This window comes from Marinobacter daqiaonensis (assembly GCF_900115285.1).
Classification (GTDB): Bacteria; Pseudomonadota; Gammaproteobacteria; order Pseudomonadales; family Oleiphilaceae; genus Marinobacter; species Marinobacter daqiaonensis.
This window is the reverse complement of record NZ_FOYW01000001.1, coordinates 1723810-1742012: the sequence shown is the minus strand read 5'-3', so window position 1 is coordinate 1742012 and position 18203 is coordinate 1723810. Positions and strand designations below refer to the sequence as shown.

General features: G+C 51.9%; 13 protein-coding genes and 1 pseudogene. 10 read left to right on the top strand and 4 right to left on the bottom strand.

The genetic code is table 11. From position 1 onward, the window contains the following. Positions 1-35 precede the first annotated feature (35 nt). The 4 genes from BM346_RS07980 to BM346_RS07965 all read left to right on the top strand — a co-directional run bounded on the left by BM346_RS07980 (position 36) and on the right by BM346_RS07965 (position 4144). Complete coding sequence (locus BM346_RS07980; protein ID WP_092010576.1) at positions 36-1085, top strand: sulfotransferase; 1050 nt, start codon at positions 36-38, stop codon at positions 1083-1085. After that, on the top strand, positions 1082-2221 hold the full coding sequence (locus BM346_RS07975) for a glycosyltransferase family 4 protein (protein ID WP_092010573.1): 1140 nt from the start codon (positions 1082-1084) through the stop codon (positions 2219-2221). Before BM346_RS07980 ends, BM346_RS07975 begins: the two co-directional genes overlap by 4 nt. A gap of 71 nt (positions 2222-2292) precedes the next feature. After that, on the top strand, positions 2293-2979 hold the full coding sequence (locus BM346_RS07970) for a hypothetical protein (protein ID WP_092010569.1): 687 nt from the start codon (positions 2293-2295) through the stop codon (positions 2977-2979). Between the two features lie 25 nt (positions 2980-3004). Then, complete coding sequence (locus tag BM346_RS07965; RefSeq protein WP_092010566.1) at positions 3005-4144, top strand: glycosyltransferase family 4 protein; 1140 nt, start codon at positions 3005-3007, stop codon at positions 4142-4144. 74 nt (positions 4145-4218) lie between these two features. Here BM346_RS07965 and BM346_RS07960 read toward each other — a convergent pair whose 3' ends face one another. Further along, positions 4219-5073, bottom strand: a complete 855-nt coding sequence (locus BM346_RS07960; RefSeq protein WP_092010563.1) for a sulfotransferase family protein — start codon at positions 5071-5073, stop codon at positions 4219-4221. A gap of 466 nt (positions 5074-5539) precedes the next feature. On the opposite strand from BM346_RS07960, the pseudogene BM346_RS18465 reads away from it, so the two are divergent. The 6 genes and pseudogenes from BM346_RS18465 to BM346_RS07930 form a co-directional block, all read left to right on the top strand. Further along, a pseudogene (locus tag BM346_RS18465) lies at positions 5540-5776 on the top strand (RIFT barrel domain-containing protein); the annotation flags it as partial. A gap of 483 nt (positions 5777-6259) precedes the next feature. Beyond that, positions 6260-8152 (top strand): hypothetical protein, encoded by a 1893-nt coding sequence (locus tag BM346_RS07950; protein WP_139229923.1) that lies wholly within the window; start codon positions 6260-6262, stop codon positions 8150-8152. Next, positions 8149-8772: an acyltransferase gene (locus BM346_RS07945; protein ID WP_092010554.1), complete on the top strand. Its 624-nt coding sequence runs from the start codon at positions 8149-8151 to the stop codon at positions 8770-8772. The genes BM346_RS07950 and BM346_RS07945 overlap by 4 nt, the downstream gene beginning before the upstream one ends. Then, positions 8769-10130 (top strand): phenylacetate--CoA ligase family protein, encoded by a 1362-nt coding sequence (locus BM346_RS07940; protein ID WP_092010551.1) that lies wholly within the window; start codon positions 8769-8771, stop codon positions 10128-10130. Before BM346_RS07945 ends, BM346_RS07940 begins: the two co-directional genes overlap by 4 nt. Before the next feature lie 59 nt (positions 10131-10189). Then, positions 10190-11212, top strand: coding sequence for a CapA family protein (locus BM346_RS07935; protein WP_092010548.1), 1023 nt, complete (start codon positions 10190-10192; stop codon positions 11210-11212). Beyond that, entirely contained in the window at positions 11205-12173 is a 969-nt protein-coding gene (locus BM346_RS07930) for a glycosyltransferase family 2 protein (RefSeq protein ID WP_092010545.1), read from the top strand. Before BM346_RS07935 ends, BM346_RS07930 begins: the two co-directional genes overlap by 8 nt. 68 nt (positions 12174-12241) lie before the next feature. Here the strand turns inward: BM346_RS07930 and BM346_RS07925 are convergent, their stop codons facing one another. From BM346_RS07925 to BM346_RS07910, 3 genes are all read right to left on the bottom strand, one after another. Next, the gene (locus BM346_RS07925; RefSeq protein WP_139229922.1) at positions 12242-13399 is read right to left on the bottom strand and encodes a hypothetical protein; all 1158 of its coding nucleotides are present in this window, start codon (positions 13397-13399) and stop codon (positions 12242-12244) included. 945 nt (positions 13400-14344) lie between these two features. Next, positions 14345-15205: an FkbM family methyltransferase gene (locus tag BM346_RS07920; RefSeq protein WP_092010539.1), complete on the bottom strand. Its 861-nt coding sequence runs from the start codon at positions 15203-15205 to the stop codon at positions 14345-14347. A gap of 823 nt (positions 15206-16028) precedes the next feature. Further along, complete coding sequence (locus BM346_RS07910) at positions 16029-17933, bottom strand: PA14 domain-containing protein (RefSeq protein WP_167812619.1); 1905 nt, start codon at positions 17931-17933, stop codon at positions 16029-16031. Positions 17934-18203 lie beyond the last annotated feature (270 nt).

Below are 18203 nucleotides of genomic sequence, written 5' to 3'. Positions count from 1 at the left end.
GAATCAGACGCCGTCCCCTCCGGGAGGTTGCGAATATGTCTTTGACGAAGCTACGCCGCCATGTGAGAGAGATACTTCTCCGCCAGTTTCTACGGCTTATAAAAACCGAGGAAGTGCGCCACTACCTGAACCGGACCCTTCCCGAGTACGGCTGTATTCGCCAGCGAATTCAATTCTCACCGAATCCTTACGGGGAGGGTCAGCCTGCCAGCCATGAACCTCGGCAGTCCCCCGTCTTTATAACGGGCCGGTTTCGAAGTGGTTCCACACTGCTTTGGAACATTTTCCGGAACCTTGAGGGATACACGGCCTATTACGAGCCCTTCAACGAGCGACGCTGGTTCAGTATGGAGCAGAGAGGGGATTACACTGATGGTACTCACCGGGGTGTTAGCGAGTACTGGTCGGAATATACCGGCCTGGCAGAGCTGGGTAATTACTATCATGAAGACTGGATCAGGCATCAGTTGTACATGGATGAGCATGCCTTCGATTTCGACATGAAGGCCTACATCAACACCCTGGTGGCCAAAGCAAAAGGCCGCGCAGTGCTGCAATTCAACCGGGTGGACTTCCGTCTGGGATGGCTCAGGTCAAATTACCCCGAAGCACGTATTGTTCATATCTACCGTAATCCGCGGGATCAGTGGTGCTCCGTACTCCGGGACCCCGCGAAATATCCTTCTCAGGCAACGTCCCCGGAAGGTTTCCCGGACCATTTCTATTTGGGGATATGGGTCCGGGACCTGTGTCGTCAGTTCCCTTTCCTGGCACCGTACCAGGATCGCCATCAATACTATCTTTTCTATTGTATCTGGAAACTGTCCTATTGCTTTGGCTGTCATTATGCTGACGTCAGCGTCGCAATGGAGGATCTGGCAAACAGCCCGGAAAGCACCATACGCTCGATAATCAAAGCTATCGATAAGTCTGACGGAAACCAGAGAGAGAGTGTCGATCTTTCATTTGTCACACCAGCCGGAAACCGGTGGCTCGACTATGCCTCTGCCAGCTGGTTTCAGGCCATAGAAGAAGAGTGTGACGCTGTCATTGATGAGTTCCTGCAGGGAGGCCCGCCAGCATGAAGAAGATTCTGCTATTCAGCGAGATTTTTCCGCCCACCCATGGCGGGAGCGGACGTTGGTTCTCTGAAATATACGGCCGTTTCCCCAGCGAGAGTGTCGCCTTCCTGGTAGGGGCCAGCGATGGCGCCGACGCATACGACAGCCAGTCAAAGCACCCGGTTCACCGGTACAACCTCAGCAGTGGAGAGTGGGGTGTGCGCTCCCTGGCTGGCGCGAAGTTCTATTGGCGTACATGGAGAAAACTCAGAAATACCGCCAGACAGGAAGGTATTCATCAGGTCCACTGTGGCCGGGTCCTCCCGGAAGGTGTGGCCGCCCTGATGCTAAGGATCAGCGACCGAATACCATACAGCTGTTATGTGCACGGCGAGGACGTGGAGACAGCACTGACCAGTCGGGAGTTGACCTGGCTGACACGTCTGGTGATGAGGCATGCGGAGCAAATCATCTGCAATAGCGAAAACAGCTTTCGGATTCTGAGGGATAAGTGGGGTCTGAGCGACGATAAGGTCATCGTCATGACCCCGGGTGTTGATGTGGATCACTTCAGACCTGACCCGGCCACGCCCAAACCGGCGGGCTGGGAGGGCAACATCAACATACTCACCGTTGGCAGGCTGCAGCGACGCAAGGGCCAGGATATGATGATACGCGCCCTTCCCGACCTGGCCGGACAATTTCCGAACATCAACTACGCCGTCATAGGCGGCGGCGAGGAACGACCGGCACTCGAGCGCCTCGCGAATGACCTGGGCATAGCCCGGCATGTACAGTTCATGGGCGAAGTGGATGATGCCCGCATGGCCGCCTGCTATCGACATTGCGATCTGTTTGCCCTGCCCAACCGGCGGGTCGGCAACGATGATGAGGGCTTTGGGATGGTACTGCTGGAAGCCCAGGCATGCGGTCGTCCCGTCCTCGCCGGCGCATCGGGAGGAACCCGGGAAACCCTGGAAGAAGGGGTCACAGGCGTTCTGGTGGATTGCACCAACCCTGAAAGTATTGCACAAGCTGTCGCTGAACTGCTCAGGAATCCTGACAGATTGAAAACGATGGGACGTGCGGGGCGTAAGCACGTGGAGAGTCGTTTTAGCTGGGAGACCTTGGCCGTGAATGCCAGAGAGCTTTTTACATAGCCTGGCAGCCCCTGTTGGTCTTCCAGTCGCAACGTTTCAGAAAGTCAACAATCGGGAGACACGGAGCGGTCATGATCGTCTCACATAAATATCGCTTTATTTTTATCAAGACCCTAAAAACAGCCGGCACGAGCGTCGAGGTTTTCCTTTCGGATCATTGCAGTGAAGACGATATTGTGACCCCGGTGTTTCCTCCGGAGAAGTCACACGTGCCCAGGAATCACAAAGGACTCTGGAACCCGGTATATGATCTGATTGAGAAGGACGGCCGCGGTATTCGAAGAGCGGCCCGGGACCTCTTGGCGCGAAGGAAATTTTATAACCATATACCCGCCAGAATACTGCGACACCGGTTGCCTTCTGATGTATGGAATAATTACTTCAAGTTCTGCATCGAACGAAATCCCTGGGATAAAACTTTATCGCACTTTCACATGGTGAGAGAGCGGACCGGAGGAGTGCTAACATTCGACGAATACCTAGCCTCCGGAAAATTCTGCTTTAACCATCCTATCTATCTGGATAACAATGGCGATCTGCTTGTTGACCGCGTTATCAGGTATGAGTCATTAAGTGATGAGCTGGCCGAGGTGTTTTCTATGCTTGACGTTCCCTATGATGGAAAATTAGGAGTGCAGGCCAAGTCCGAGCACAGGCGTGATAAACGGCCTTATACAGAGGTTTACTCCGAAGCTTCCAGAAAAATCGTTGAAAACGCATTTCGTACTGAAATTCGATTGCACGATTATCAATTCTAGGTTTGATTTTTTGGAAGGCGGCATTATGAAAAATAAAAGTCGTATCCTCTATTTGAGAGCAACGCCGATGCCTGGTGCCGGTACCCGAGTTCTTGTGCATTGGTTAAGCTGGCTCGACAAAAACGGATATGGAGTGTTTGTCTCTGCCCCAAACAAGGGCTGGCTAAAGGAAAGATTGTCGAGGTTTCAAAATGGAAAGGTTCTCGACGCAAATTTTTTTATTCCAAAATACAGAGAATACCCGAGGTTTCTTTTTCTGGTTTTCAGGTTGTCGCTTTTTGTAATAAAAAATCGAATTGATATAATACATTGCAACTCGGATGTCGCGTACTTCGCTGCGTGTATGGTGGCCAGAATAACGCGGAGGCCGATTGTGACCCATCTCCGTTTCCACTATCGAAAGGAGTTCTACTCCTGGTTGTTCGGGAGTTGGAGGAAGCCGGATCTCGTCATTCTGGTATCGGAGTCTTTCAGGCGTGAAGAGATTGGTAAGATTCATGCCGTCGCCCCCGACACTCCTGTTAAAGCCTTGCATAACTGCATTGACGTTTCCGAGTACCCGAAAGGAGGGTCACAGGAACAATTTGCCTCTGATTACCTCTTTTATCCGGCCGCCATTGCCGAGAGGAAACGTCAGATACAGCTGTTTCAGGTGGATCGCCTGCTTCAGGAAGAGGGTGAGAACCTTCGTTTTTTGGTTGCTGGTCAACCGAAAGACAAAAAATACTGGGAATTGTGTAAGCAGGAATCAGAACGCTATCCGGGCAATCACATTGAGTTCGTCGGGCATGTGAATGACGTTGCGTCCATGTACCGGGGCGCTTTTTTGTCCCTTACGCTCTCTGAATATGAGACTTTCGGCTATTCGGTTCTGGAGTCGATGGCATCGGGCGTTCCCGTCGTAGGGTATCGCATTGATGCCGTTGAAGAAGTCCTTGGGGAAAGAACGTATCTCGTTGATCTTGACGATATTGAAGCACTCGTAAAGCCCGTTGTGGAGCTTAATGGGAACGCGGCGCAGTGGGAAGCCTACTCAAAGAGGCTCAGGCAAAGAGCGCTGGACTATTTTTCCCCAGACTATATCTGTCCAAAGTTACTAGACATGTATGCCGACGTGCTCACAAAACGTAGTGCTTTGCGCCACGTCGACGATTCCACTCGCTGATTACCCGGATCAACTGTAGTAGGTACCACACACTCGGAATTCTGGCAATGGTTCCGAACCCGAAACCTGGGCCATCAGCTTTCAGTGGGCAGTTTAAACCAGTGCTGAGTAGAAATTCCGAATTTTTCATGGAGCTTAGCGGAGTCTTGTTCGTAGAAGTCCCGTAAAGCCTCATACTCTTCATTGCTTAGTATCGGCTTTTCGATTTTTGTCGATCCGATCTCAGCGGTAGATTCAATCATTCGCTTCAATCTGTAAGGTAGGGCTCTCTGGCGAAGGTTTCGCCTGTAAATTGAAAGTAGCGCTAACCCCAGTTTTGATTTTCTTGTGGTATTTTGGTTGGCGTTAAAGACAGTGCCTGATTTTTTTACCGAGAACTGATCATCAATCTCAAGGAATTGGAAAACTTTTTTCATCAAATCTTCCGGCGACTGTTTCAAATTCTCCATTGATATAACGCAGACCTGATCATCCTTGAAAAAATTCAGGAATTGTTCAAGCTGGTAGTGGTATCGACCCTGCCATGCAAATGGCTCATTTTCCAGGTTGGGGATGATTTCCGATATTCCCCGTGTTTCCTGGCCAAGCTGAACTCGGTGTAAATAATGTGAAATGAATCTGTCTATTGGGTTACGGACAATATAGATCAGCTTAGAATCTGGAGCGTAATTGGAAATTTCCTTAGGGACATCCTTGAAAAAAGGTGCGCGTGTATAGCTTGTAGAGGCTTCTCCGATTCGACTAACGTGTTTCTTGGGCCTGAATCTTGACTCATACCACTTGACGCCCTTGGACCAGAATCTTGGATTTGAGAAAAAATTCAATTCCTTCACGTCCGAGAAGTAGATGTCTGGATGCTGTTCAAGATAAAGGTACAGGCTTGTGGTCCCTGATCGAGCCGCGCCAATGATAAAAAAATTTGGTTTCATTCCTGTCTCTCCATGATCGGATATTTTCTGTGTAAATGCGGCTGAGGGTGACTTTCAAATACTGGTTGAACGGATTTTTTCAACTATTCCGGTGTTTTTCAAAAGATGGTTCTCAGTCCTACTTGTTCGTTGACAGCGATATCGCCGAGATCCCAGGTTTGTTTCTTGCGTGGAAGCCTGCGGACTAGTCTTGATACCTTGGTCTCTTATAAGTGTTTGGGGCGGAAGCTATTTTATAAACGATTTCGTGTTATTCGGCAATGAGCCCGGACTGCGAAAATAGTATATGTGAAACTAACACAAAAGCGGGACTGCCGTGAAGATCATTTTGGGGAGGGCGTTTTAGGTTCTCTGGCCAGCGTACTGTGGTCTTCCTTTTCTGAGGAGAGAAGCCACTTTATGTTCCTGCCCGGAGGCAGTATCCTTGGTCATCAATGGAGTTTTGGAGTCAGGCACCAGGCAGCACATGGAACCCATAGCCATTCATATCAAGGAAGACCGCGGCCTTGCACGCAAAGGCGAGGTTGTGCACTTTGGAATTCCTGTGCAAAAAGGGCAGGGGAATTCCAGCGGCAGTTTCGTACTCTACAACCCCCAAACCGGCATGCCGGTACCCTGTCAGGCTGACTCGATAGCCTATTGGCAAGACGGGAGCCCCCGTTGGCTTCGGGTGTGCGTCGTGCTGGATATGGAAGCCGGTGAGCAACTGACATTGCATCTCCGTTGCCATGACTCCGCGACTTCCGGTCATGCCGCGATATCACCGGTTCGCATAAAGTCGACAACGACCGCTGTGCTTGTAAATACCGACACGTTTGAAGCTCGAGTCGAACTGAATGGCCTTCGATGGTCAATTCAACAGAACACGACCAATGGGAGCTGTAAGGATCATGAGATAGTCCTTACAGATAAGGATGGCCAAGAGTGTCACGCCAGACTGGCCGGTGGCTGGAAAGTCAGGCAGCAGGGCGAACTTTCGCTGACCCTGGGAGCTGAGGGCTGTTGGTATAGAGCCGACGGCTCTCTCCTGGCTCGCTTTGAATGCTATCTATATTTTCTTGCCAACTGCGACACGGTTTCGGTCGAAACCCGCGTCCACAACCCGAAACGGGCCCAGCATTCCGGCGGTCTTTGGGATTTAGGCGACCCCGGGTCTGTCCATTTCAGGTCTCTAGAAATCGAAGTCATGAATCCAGGTAGCGATAGAGTCTGGCTGAGACCAGAGATTCATGATGCCCCGGTGGAAGACTCCGCCGATGGTCTGACGCTTTACCAGGATTCCAGTGGTGGCGAGAACTGGGGCAGTCCCAACCACAATGACGCCCTTGGTGAAAGCTCGGTCCGGTTTTGCGGTTACCAGGTCTGCTCTGGGGACCAATGCGTTTCCCGTGGCAAGCGCGCCACACCGGTAGCAGGCCTGACGGGCCGGGATGGGAGTGTCCAGGCCAGTATCGGCCGGTTCTGGCAGAATTTCCCTTCGTCACTTTCGGTTGACGCCAATCGCCTTACCCTTGGTCTCTTCCCCGCGGACACCGCAGGGCCCTACGAGCTGCAAGGGGGAGAAAGGAAAACCCAGACCGCTTACCTCCATTACGGTGACGATCCGGACGCACTGCTCTGGACGCAGGCACCGCTGGTTCCGGTTATTGACTCCTCACATTTCGAACGGACAGGAGCGTTCCCATGGTTCAGGTCGGGCATGGCACCGGGGGCTCTGGACGCCCTTATCCGGCAGGGTCTGGATGGCCCCTGGAATTTCTTTGCCAAGCGAGAGGTCATTGACGAGTATGGCTGGCGGAACTTCGGAGATGTGTTCGCCGACCACGAAACGCATTACCAGGAGCCCGGTGAGGCACCGCTGATCTCCCATTACAACAATCAATACGATGCCATATACGGTTTCGCCCGGCAGTTTGCCCTGACCGGTGACCGGCGCTGGTTTGAGCTGATGGATGATCTTGCCAGGCATGTGACAGACATTGATATCTACCATACGCAGGAAGATCGGGCAGAGTATAACGGAGGGCTGTTCTGGCATACGGATCATTATCTGGATGCCCATACCGCCACCCATCGAACGTTTACCCGCCACAACGACACCAGCTCCACGCCCGGTCAGACGGGGGGCGGCCCCGCTTCAGAGCACTGTTACACCACTGGTCTGCTCTATCATTATTACCTTACGGGTGCTGAGTCGTCCCGTGACGCAGTGCTGCAGTTGGCGCGGTGGATGACTTCCGCCCATGAGGGGCAGGGGGGGCTTCTGGAGCAGCTGTTGGCGCTGAAGAAGAACGAGTTGCCGAAATTACGGGCCTTGACCAGGGGAGAGAAGCCCCTGGCTCACCGCTACCCGTTTACCCGCGGTACCGGCAACTACCTGAACGCTTTGCTCGACGCCTGGTTGTTACAGCCGGAACATGGCTGGCTACAGCAGGCCGAAGCGGTTATCAGGAACACCATTCACCCCAACGACAATATCGATGAGCGCGACCTGCTGAATGTGGAAACTGGTTGGTCCTACCTGATTCTGCTGGCAAGCATTGTCCGCTATATTGCTCTGAAAGATGAGCTTGGCGAGCAGGATGAGCCCTATCGGTATGCTCTCCGCTCCTTCCTCCGGTATGCCGAGTGGATGAAGGCCCATGAACGGCCTTTCCTGGCGGATCCGGATCAGCTCGAGTTTGCGAATGACACCTGGGTTGCCCAGGACGTGCGTAAGGCCATGCTGATGTTTCAGGCGGCGAACCTTAGCGGCTCTGACGCAGAGGCGTATTATGCGAAAGGCACTGAATGGCTGGATTACGTCTGCAACCGGCTCGAGGCGAGTGACGAGGCCCGGTACGCTCGAATCCTGATCATTCTGATGCAGAATTACGGGCCCCAACATCTGGAACCGGCCACCGGCTCGACAACGGCGGATAACCTGAATGGGGAAATGGATAGCCTGACCCTGAGCGAGCCCCGGCTGACCTGGGCCACACTGATGGCCCGGATGACGCAACGCCTGTTGCGGGGCATCCGGACGTTTCGGCCGGGCCGGGAAAAGGCATGGCTTGATGCCCGACTGGATCGAACATGAACTTGCGAACGCTACTGAAACGATTCGTGAAGTCTCTGTTCCTGATCCTCGTGCTTCCGGTTTACGCTGTGTATCGTTTGCTCAGTCTGGCAGGCAACGCTGATGGCACCTTTCAGTCGTTTTCCCAGGCCTTCAGTCTGATTCCCGGCAAGACCGGGATCTACCTGCGGGCTTCCTTTTATCGACTGGCGTGCCAAGGCACATCTGATGAGATCTCAGTCGGTTTTCTGACCGTTCTGTCACACCGGAATACCACGATAAGCAAGGGCGTCTATATCGGGCCCCAGTGCAATATTGGTATGTGCTCGATTGGTGAGAACACCCTGATTGGCAGCGGCGTCCATGTTCTCAGTGGCAGCCGCCAGCACGACTTCGCCGATACCGGGCGGCCGATTCAGGAGCAGGGCGGCCACTATGAGAAGATCCGCATCGGTGAGGACTGCTGGCTCGGTAACGGTGCCATTGTCATGGCGGACATCGCTGATCATTGCATACTTGCGTCCGGCAGTGTTCTGGTAAAACATGAAGGTGTGGAAGGCGCCATTCTGGCTGGAAATCCGGCCAGGCAGGTCAGGAACCGATTTGGTGACGATGAGCAGTTGCCCAAGGATGAAATATGAAGAGTCACTTGCCGGAACGTCTATACCTCGCATCCCCTGTATGGCTACAGAACCTCCTGGTCAGTACCTATGGAGTGCTTGAACACCAGCGCCGTTATGGCGGCGTGTACTCCTCGTATCTGCGCCATCTGGAAGAGAACAAGTTCAAACCTGCCGACCAAATGGCCGGTATTGTTGAAGATCAGTTGACCATAACTCTCCAGAACGCCATGGAAAACGTTCCCTACTACAGGAACCTGAATATTTCCCGGCCAGAGTTATCGGCGTTTCCCTTGCTTGAGCGGCAGGAGGTCGCCCTCCATGGTGAGCAGTTTGTTAACGAGAAGTACAAACCCGACGACCTGATCGCGCTGTATACCGGCGGCAGTTCCGCAAGCCCTTTGAAGGTCTGTATCTCCAAGGCGATTCGTCAGAAGACCTATGCATTCTGGCAGTCGTTCTACCGCGGAATGGATTTTGAAATCGGAGACAGAAAGGCATCGTTCGTCGGTCGCAAGATACAGGAACCTGACGACGACGCCCCTCCGTTCTGGCGTTACAACGCCAGGGATCGGCAGCTCGTATTTTCCTCATATCATATGAGTGAAGAAAACCTTCCCCACTATGTAAGAAAACTGAACGAGTTTCAGCCAAAAATAATCGAAGGTTATCCGCTGAGCATTTACCGGCTTGCTGAGTACATCGTTAACAATGAGGTTGACCTGAATTTCCAGCTGACGGGAGTCAGTACCAGTTCCGAAAGTTTTTCCGACTTCCATCGGAAAACCATTGAAAAAGCGTTCGCCTGCCGTGTGTTTGATCAGTACGGATCAGCGGAATCCGTCGTCTTTGCCTCCGAGTGCCAGTATGGAAAGATGCATATTGAACCAGAGTACGGCATTGTCGAAGTGCTGACCGAATCAGGAGAGTTACGCCGGGAAGGTGAAGGTGAGTTGATCGTCACAACGCTCCTGAATGACGCCATGCCGTTGATCCGGTACAGGATCGGTGATCTTGGGGAAGTGGCCGATGAGGCCTGCCAGTGTGGCCGTGAAACCGCCGTTCTCAAGCAATTACACGGGAAGGTCGGCGCTATTATTGCCAACGGCGACAAGCAGGTTCCCACCGCGGCCATTGCCATAGCCTTTGAATATCTGGAGGGCATCAAAAATGCCCAGATCATTCAGGACTGTGCCGATGCCGTTCGGGTCAAACTGGTGAAGCGACCGGACTTTAACCCCGAAGGCGAAAAATTCATGATCTGGGAACTGAAAAAAATGCTCGGGGAGTCCTTGAAAATAACCACTGAGTTTGTCGACGATATTCCGCCGGAAGCCAACGGGAAGTATAAAATGGTGGTTCAGAATTACTACCGGTAAAAGGGCTGACCGGGGGGAAGCGGGGTTTTGGAAGAGCCGTTACTTAGAAAGGGAATGTTATGCGGATCATGTTTGTTGGCGACATTAACCTTGGAGAATACTACACCTCCTTTGGCCATGGCCCTGGTACCTATCTTGAGCATTCCGATGTCTTCGCAAGGGTGAGGGAATTGTTTGGCCAGGCTGACCTGGTTGTGGGTAACCTGGAGGCGCCTCTTACCACCCACAACTTTGACCCAGATGATCCTGAGCGGGTTGTGTTGCGAGGACACCCAAAGCACGCAAAACTCCTCTCGGAAGTCGGTTTCAGCGTATTGCAGGTGGCAAACAATCACACGGTGCAACACGGGAGAGAAGGGTTCGACGAGACGGTCCGCGCCCTCACGGAAGCCGGCGTCGAGGCGGTCGGGCTGAATCAGCAGGAGCTGACTGTTCTGGAGGTCGGGGGCAAAACATTGGGCTTTCTGGCCGCGTCCGACGTTCCAGATAACACCGATAAGAGACAGGTAAGCTATCAGAGGCTCGACACCGAATTTTTGGAAAGAGTAAAAGCCTCGGTGCCAAACGTCGATCACCTGTTTGTCATGCTGCATTGGGGTTTGGAGTCATCCACCGTCCCTATGGACTACCAGCGGGAGCTGATCAGTGAATTGAGTCAGGCGGGTGTGCGAGGGATTATCGGCAGTCATCCGCACCTCTTTTATGAGGTATGGCAGGAAGGCGAAACAGTTTGTGCCCCTTCCCTCGGCAATTTCGTGTTCGACCTGTGCTGGGATCAACGGCTCCTCAAAACCGGAATACTGGATGTTCAGCTTGAGAATGAACCTGTCACAGCGCAGGTTCATCCAGTAACCATCGAGCGTAATGGATGTCTTCCCACGCCCGTTCATGCTCCGGTTGCTGTATCCCCGGAGGCCAGACTCTATGATCTGGGCGATGATATGGCGGGCGAGCAAGTCAGAAAGCTGAAGTACTTTTTCGCTAACCTTCTTAAGGGGGACACCTCATTGAAGGCGAAATTCTTCATGAGAAAGATGCTTCCCTTCACGAGACCGGCTGTGGTGGTTCACAGCCATGGTTAATACCCCCTTCTGCTCGATCGTGATTCCTGCCCTGAATGAGGAAGAATCCATTGAACAATGTTTGATGTCCCTGACGGACCAGTCCTATCCCCGTGATAGCTATGAAATCATCGTGGTGGACAATGGTTCAGAGGACGACACCGTGACGATTGCCAGGCGGTATGCTGACAAGGTTCTGGAGAAGGTTGGCGTCAATGTTGGTGCGGTCAGAAATCATGGCGCGTTTCAGGCGCGGGGAGAAATTCTCATCTGTACCGACTCGGACTGTCTCTTCGACAAAAGCTGGATAGAGAACGGTGTGAACCTTTTGAAAAAGAATCCAGGTCATGTGTTTGGCGGGGGGCTGAAATCTGGCGACAATCCTACCTGGGTCGAAAAGTATTGGCTCCTTAACGATCATGGTGAAAACACGCGACAGCAGAAAGATCTTATGGGGAGTTGCATTTTTATATGGAAAAGCGACTTTCTCGATACTGGCGCCTTCAGGGAGGATGTCAGCTCAGGAGAAGACACAGAGCTTTCACAATCACTTGAATCGACGGGATTGACAATATCGATCCGTAAAGAACTGTCCGTTGTTCACATGGGTAATGCCAAAACAGTCGGTGCCTTTTCGAGGCGGCAGGTGTGGCATGCTGAGAATTACATCAGAAACATCAGGAAATCGGTTAGAGATCCGGTTTTTTACTTGGCGCTATCTTTCCTGGTGTTGCTTTCTGCATTGGTGATTAGTGTCATTGCGTATCCTTCCGTATCGCTGGGGTTGACGGCATTGCTGCTCACGATGCCGGCGATTCTCAGTGCCAAAAGGATGCTTCGGGCGAAACCAAGTATTGCCGTCGGCCTGAAGTCTCTTATGCCAGTGTATGTCCTTGATTGCCTTTATCTGGGCAGTCGGTCGCTTGGGGTTGTTAAGGGACTAATCGACTATGGCCGTTTTCCTGAGACTCGCCAGGCATGAGTTCAGGCGCTCTGAAAAAATCAGAGCGCCTGTATGCCATCGGTCCGGCAACCCATTGGCCTATTGGCCTATTGAACAGCCAGATTGGAGGGGGGGCTGGGTTTCGGAGTTGCTATTTGCAGTGACTCAGGAAGATGGGACATAACAACGAGGTCGTCGATGGCGTACCAGTCTTCAAACTTCTCTTCATTAGGTTTTGGCGCAAAATAATCGTTGCCACCGATAGAGAAGTGGTTCCATTTAACCATCATGTTCTGTTCGTTGGTCTCGACCCACGGAATATTGTCGTGATGCTTGATCCGGTGGCCGTTGATGTATTGGCTCAGGACTCCATCGGGAACGCCCGGGGCTGAGTTCATCTTCAAGTAAAAGGCGACCTTCGTCCAATGTGTGGGGGGACCGAAAAGCATTTCATGGCTAACCAGATCTGTGGTCTCAGCGAGCAGGCCGCCGTGTATCTGATCAGTAAGCTGGGGATCCGTTCCTCCCACACCCTCGCCTGCAATATCCAAAGCGTTATAGTTGCCGGACTCGCCAAACGATTCTACGCTGGAAACTTTATAGTTATCTGTTCCCGATGCATTGGCAGGGGGGCCTCCACGGTATGCCGTTACATTCCTTAGGCCATAATTGTCGGCTTTATAATCCCAGTAGAACATGGGACCCAAATCTCGTTGGCCGCCGCTAAACATGTTTCCGCCTGGCGTCCAGCTTGCAGCGCGGAAGATCTTTGTCATCCAACCCCCATCGTATGGTCCTCTTTGGTACCAGTTCTCGGAAAAACGAATCCAGAACTCAACGTATAATTCCTCGGTGCCTCCAGGATTGTTCGCGTCGATAGGAGCTTTGATTAACTGGCTATCTGAATTCCATCGGATTCGTCCGCTATCTTGGGTTACCGATTCCCGCCAATTTACCATTGACTTACCTGTCTCCCCTCTGGCTTTGTCGGAATTTCTGGCCAGGATTTCGTGAGAGGCATGTTGATTCGGAAAGCCCAATTCCGGTGACCACTCGGTTCCCTGGTAAACAGCTGTCCAGTCCTGAGGAATGGTATAACCCTGGGCCGCTACCTGCACGGTGTCCGTGGTATGCAGGGTTGTGGTGTAGTCGGGCTGATCGTCGAAGTTTTCCTCGAACAATATCTCGGCCTGAGTGGCTAGTGGCACCAGTCCGATAGACATCGCCAGCAGATACCTGCATAGTGTGGAGTTGGACGCTGTCATAAAAGACCCTCATTTGGAACTGTTGGTTGCAAAACTGTAAAGCGTCATTCAGTGAGGCTGTGTGACTGAATTAACCTTTTAACTGTTTCACATCAAATCGTCACCATCCTGTAACGTTAGATCGCATGTCCGTGCCCGGCTATCGTCCCCTTACGCTTCGCTGCGTCGTGCGTACGTCGTTGATTCGGCGAAAAAATTGAACAATCCGAATCAGACCGTCGCCTGACTTATATCCCTCATTCTAGTCCGGGCTGTGTTTTTTTCACAGTAGGTTTGTAACAGTGTTGAATAAGACGTTTTCTCTATAATGCAAAAAAAAAGCATTTATTACGCCTGATTACATGTTTTTAAAACTGGCAAATGCCATTGTGTCCGCGATGCACTGGGTGGCTGCTTCAAGGTCAGCTGAGTCTAGTCGCATCGCCTGCCAGAAAACAGAGCGGTGCTGGGTAGCAGTTCCTTCCTTACCCCGTCTGGTGGCCAGCCACCTCTGCGAGACGCTTGTTTCGCGCTGGAAGGTGGACTCGGAGACGAGACAGTACGCAGTTTCCAGCGCGCTGAAAAGAGGGTGGGGTGGGCTCTGACTTCGCAGCAAGAGCGGGGCCGTTTCAGCCGTTCAGGAAAAGTCCTTCTGTTCCAGATTGTTAGCCTATGTGTATCTTAATTATAGCTATTGTTACCGATTCGTTAAAAATTGGTTATTGCTGCCAGTTGCCACTAGGTACACCTGGCAAGACAGGCAGTGCCCGGAGGCGGAATCGAGCCGCCGACATAGGGACTTTCGATCCCCTAATAGCGGCACTTTCTCGTTTTGATAACCTTGCCGAATGTACAATCAAGCCTTTTGAGTTAAACGAGAATTTGGGCTCTTTTTCCGATTTTTGCCCAGGGCCAGTCTGTAGCCATTCCCGTGTGGTTTATGCTCCGGTTACATCCTTTGCGAAATTAGGCGAACGTCTGAACTAAGTGTGATTTCTTTGATGGGACTGCCATTGCATTGAATTGTATTTTATCACCCGAGATGGGGGCGATTGTATCATTTGTCAATTGGTATAGATCGTAGCCTTTACCTTTTAACCAATCCAATAGATTATTTTTGCTTGACCCAAGCTCTTTAAGCATATGGTCTGTTACCTCAAGAATGATAAATGGAAGGTCTCTATCAATAAGTAATTCCATGCCTTTTAATACTTTCATCTCCGCACCTTCGACATCTATCTTGATTAGGTCTATGGTGGGAAATTGATCGATGCGAGAATCAATAGTTATCATCTTTACGCGGATTTTTTGCGACGTTTGCTCTCCTAAATCTCGCAGTGAGGAAATGCCAAGATGTGAATCGTCAGCTTCATAAAATTCCACTTCCCCTTCTTCGTCGCCTATCGCGCAAGAGGTGGCATAAACATTGTTTGATTTATTGAGAGCTAGATTGTTTTGTAACTTATTATAAATTGAAGGAGAAGCCTCGAATGAGAATACCTTACCTTTTTCGCCTACGATTGATGAAGACAGCAAAGAGAAATAACCAATGTTGGCGCCTATGTCGATAACATTGTTTCCAGGCCTAAGTGTTTTTTCAAAGGTACGCGATACATAATTCTCATAATGACCATGAAGGTAAATATGTCTTCCAATAAAATCGCCAATGTTGACATTCATTCTAAAGCCGTACCGGGTACCCACAGTTTTGGGAATATCTTTACCCGAAAATTCTTTGCTTTTCATTTGAATTAAGGGGATGACTCTCCAAATTAATGGCCAGTCTCTGAAATGTCGAACTATAAATCTGTTTATTAACATTTTCATTTCGCTATCCTTAGAGAGTTCTGTTCACTAGATTAGGACACTGCACGTTAGTCTGCAAGCGATTTGCTTGCACCAGCGGCGAGGTGAAATCAGAGCGTCATGTTCCGAGTCATTCTTCTGACTTCGGTAGATAATCGGTACTTCAGGCTCGTGATAATGGTAGCAATTTTTCTGTTGGAAGAGGTGTCGCTCATGGCTTGGTTGCCAGTGACCGATGTGTTGTTTGTCAGGAGTGGCCGTGTGCTGATAGCCGGCCTGTCAGTCGATGGGGCCGCTATATTTACTGGTTCCTGCAGTGGATCATGCGAGATTTGACACGGCGCTACCTCGATCGTGACGTTCCAAGGGAAGCTACGCTGTCGAGAATATAGAGCCGATGGATGTTATGCGGAGAAATATGCCCGAGAACTCGTTCATGCGATGGGGCCCGCGTGGGATCCTTTGGGTTTTTTCTGGGTAGTGATTACCTATTTCTTCATACAGAGGGTCATGTGGGGCTTCTGGAGTACTACCGTGCACTTTGGAGACGAAGTGGGCAAGGAATTCCTCCGGCCCCATGGTATCGAGTTTTTTGTTGCTGACCGTGAGCGGTATTTTCGCCAAAAGGAAGTAATTGGTGTCAACCAGCCGGTGCAACCGATGTCCGTCTTTGTCTGTTCCATGTCCTGAAAAGATGGTGGCGCGAATTCATGCCATGCGCAATATGTAAGGTACTCTCAGAAAGTTTTCTCTACATATGAAATATCAGGAGCTATTGGGAGTTTTTCTTTATCCGAACAGCGTGATAAGCCCCCCAGCTGGGAGGCCCTAAGGGAGAAGTCGGCTATTCAACGGCATACTGGATCGGGTCTGTGAGGGGTCCCGGGCTTTCCGCGATGGTGCGCACGGAGAAGTACCAGATTCCAGGTTCAAGACCGGTGATTGTGGTGCTGGTCTGCCCAATAGGCACGGTATGGACGTTCGTCATCGCCTCCGGGCTCTGGCCATACACCACCTCATAGCTCTGAATGTCGGCTTCCAGCAGGGTAGAGCCATCGACCCGGGTGGACGGAGCGGTCCAGGAAAGAGTGACCTCTCCAGGTTCGGGCGGTGCGGTTTCCTCCGGTTCCGGTGTCGCCGCGACGGCCTCACCGGTTTCGACGGGCTCCAGTGTCCAGGGACTGACGCCGCTCTGGTACGCCTGAAGATTGGAGACACCTTGGTTGTTTACTGTGTTGGCGCTGTCGGGGTTCCAGGGGTCAAGACCATAAGCAACTTCCCAGGTATCGGGAATGCCGTCGTCATCAGAGTCAAATACCCCCTCTGCGGCCAGCTCAGGATCCGGTGAGGATACCACCTGCGCCAAGGGCAGCTCCTCCTCGGTGCTGAGGTCCAGCACGACAAATTGCGCTGTCGCGCCGCAGCAACCCTCGAAATATTCCATGGTTATCCTAACGGATTCGCCCGCATCCAGAGTCCTGGTGGTGCTGTACGGGGTGGCCCCCTGACCTCGCCACTCATTGATAACTAGCTCGCCGTCCAGGTAGAGCCGAACGCCATCGTCGGTAACGGTCTGGAACAGATACTGCCGCTGCCCGCTGTCGTGGGGTGCCGTGAAGATGCCGACCCATCGGATGCTGAAATCATCCGATGGCATTCCGGTAGCAGGTGCGCCCCGGCCCCAGCGATAATCGACATCGCTCTCGACCTGTGTCATTTCAAACTGGTCGAAATTGGTGCCGAGAAAGTATTGGCCCACGAAACCGGAAACATAGTCCGTTCCAGCCTCGGCCATGGCCGGAACCTCAGTGGCATCGTTCATCCCCGTCCCGGCCCGGTACTCCTCCAGGTTAGTCGCGCCGTCGCCATCGAGGTCGCCTTGCGCGTCTGTCGGATCCGTCGGGTCGAGTTCGTTGGCGAACTCCACGCCATCCGGTATACCGTCGCCATCCGTATCAGAATTTGTGGGGCTGGCGCCGAGCCAGAACTCATCGAGGGCGGTCAGAAGATCGTTGTCCTGATCGCTGGTCGCGTCAGTCGGATCGTTGGGGTCAAGGCCGTAATAGACTTCCCAGTTGTCGTAAAGACCATCCTGATCCATGTCGAGGGGAGGATATTGCGAGCCAAACTGCAGCCCCTGTGTGCCGTCAAAAAAGCCGACTCGATAGCCCAGAGCGTAAGCCGTCTCTATGTCCTCCTGACTGGCCTCGCCGATCTGCTCGTAGGGAGACTGGCCCAGAGAGGCAATCGAATTGCCGCCTATGATCTGGCGGGAAATCCCCGGCCCTTCCCAGGATACAGCGAAGTGATCGCCTCCTGACCGCTCCACGTGACGGATCTCGAAATAGTAACGATTGTCCGCGACCAGTTCCCGTGGTGTCGATTTTTGTGAATTGTACTTGTCAAACTCTCCAGGTGCGGCTGCTCCGGGCATGAGGGCGATCATCTCGGCATTTCCCGGAGTTTCATCCGTGCTGAGCCAGAATTGGGTCTCATTATCGCCGGTCACAAAAAACTGATAGGTTCCAGTGGTGGGAGGAACGACAAAGCCGCGGACCAGGGACCCGTAATTGTCTCCCCGGTTCACCTGGCTTTGTAGCTCGTTGAGGACTGTCACTATGTCCGGGTTATCGGGGTAGGCCGGTAGACTGATCAGGTCACTGACAGAGCGGATATTGAGATTTTCCCAATAGCGCACTTCAACAACGCCGAATTCACTGGTTTGGGGCAGAGAGGCAGTGGGGGGCATCTTTTCCGGACGCCAACTCTGACAGCCGCTGAGCAACCCTAAAATAACGAACAGTAAAAGAAGGCTTCTTACGGACATAATCCCACCTGACCAGTTAAAAAATGTGATCTGTTTCAAGTATGGGTGGAGGTGCCTGTTCTGCCAGCGCTTCGTTGTATCGTTTTTGAATGGTGCAGGATTGGTTATACTTTTAAGTGATTCTTATATGTAGCTTTTATGTCAGAATAAAACCGTAAACTTTAATTGAGGGGTTTGACTCTGCTTGGAGGC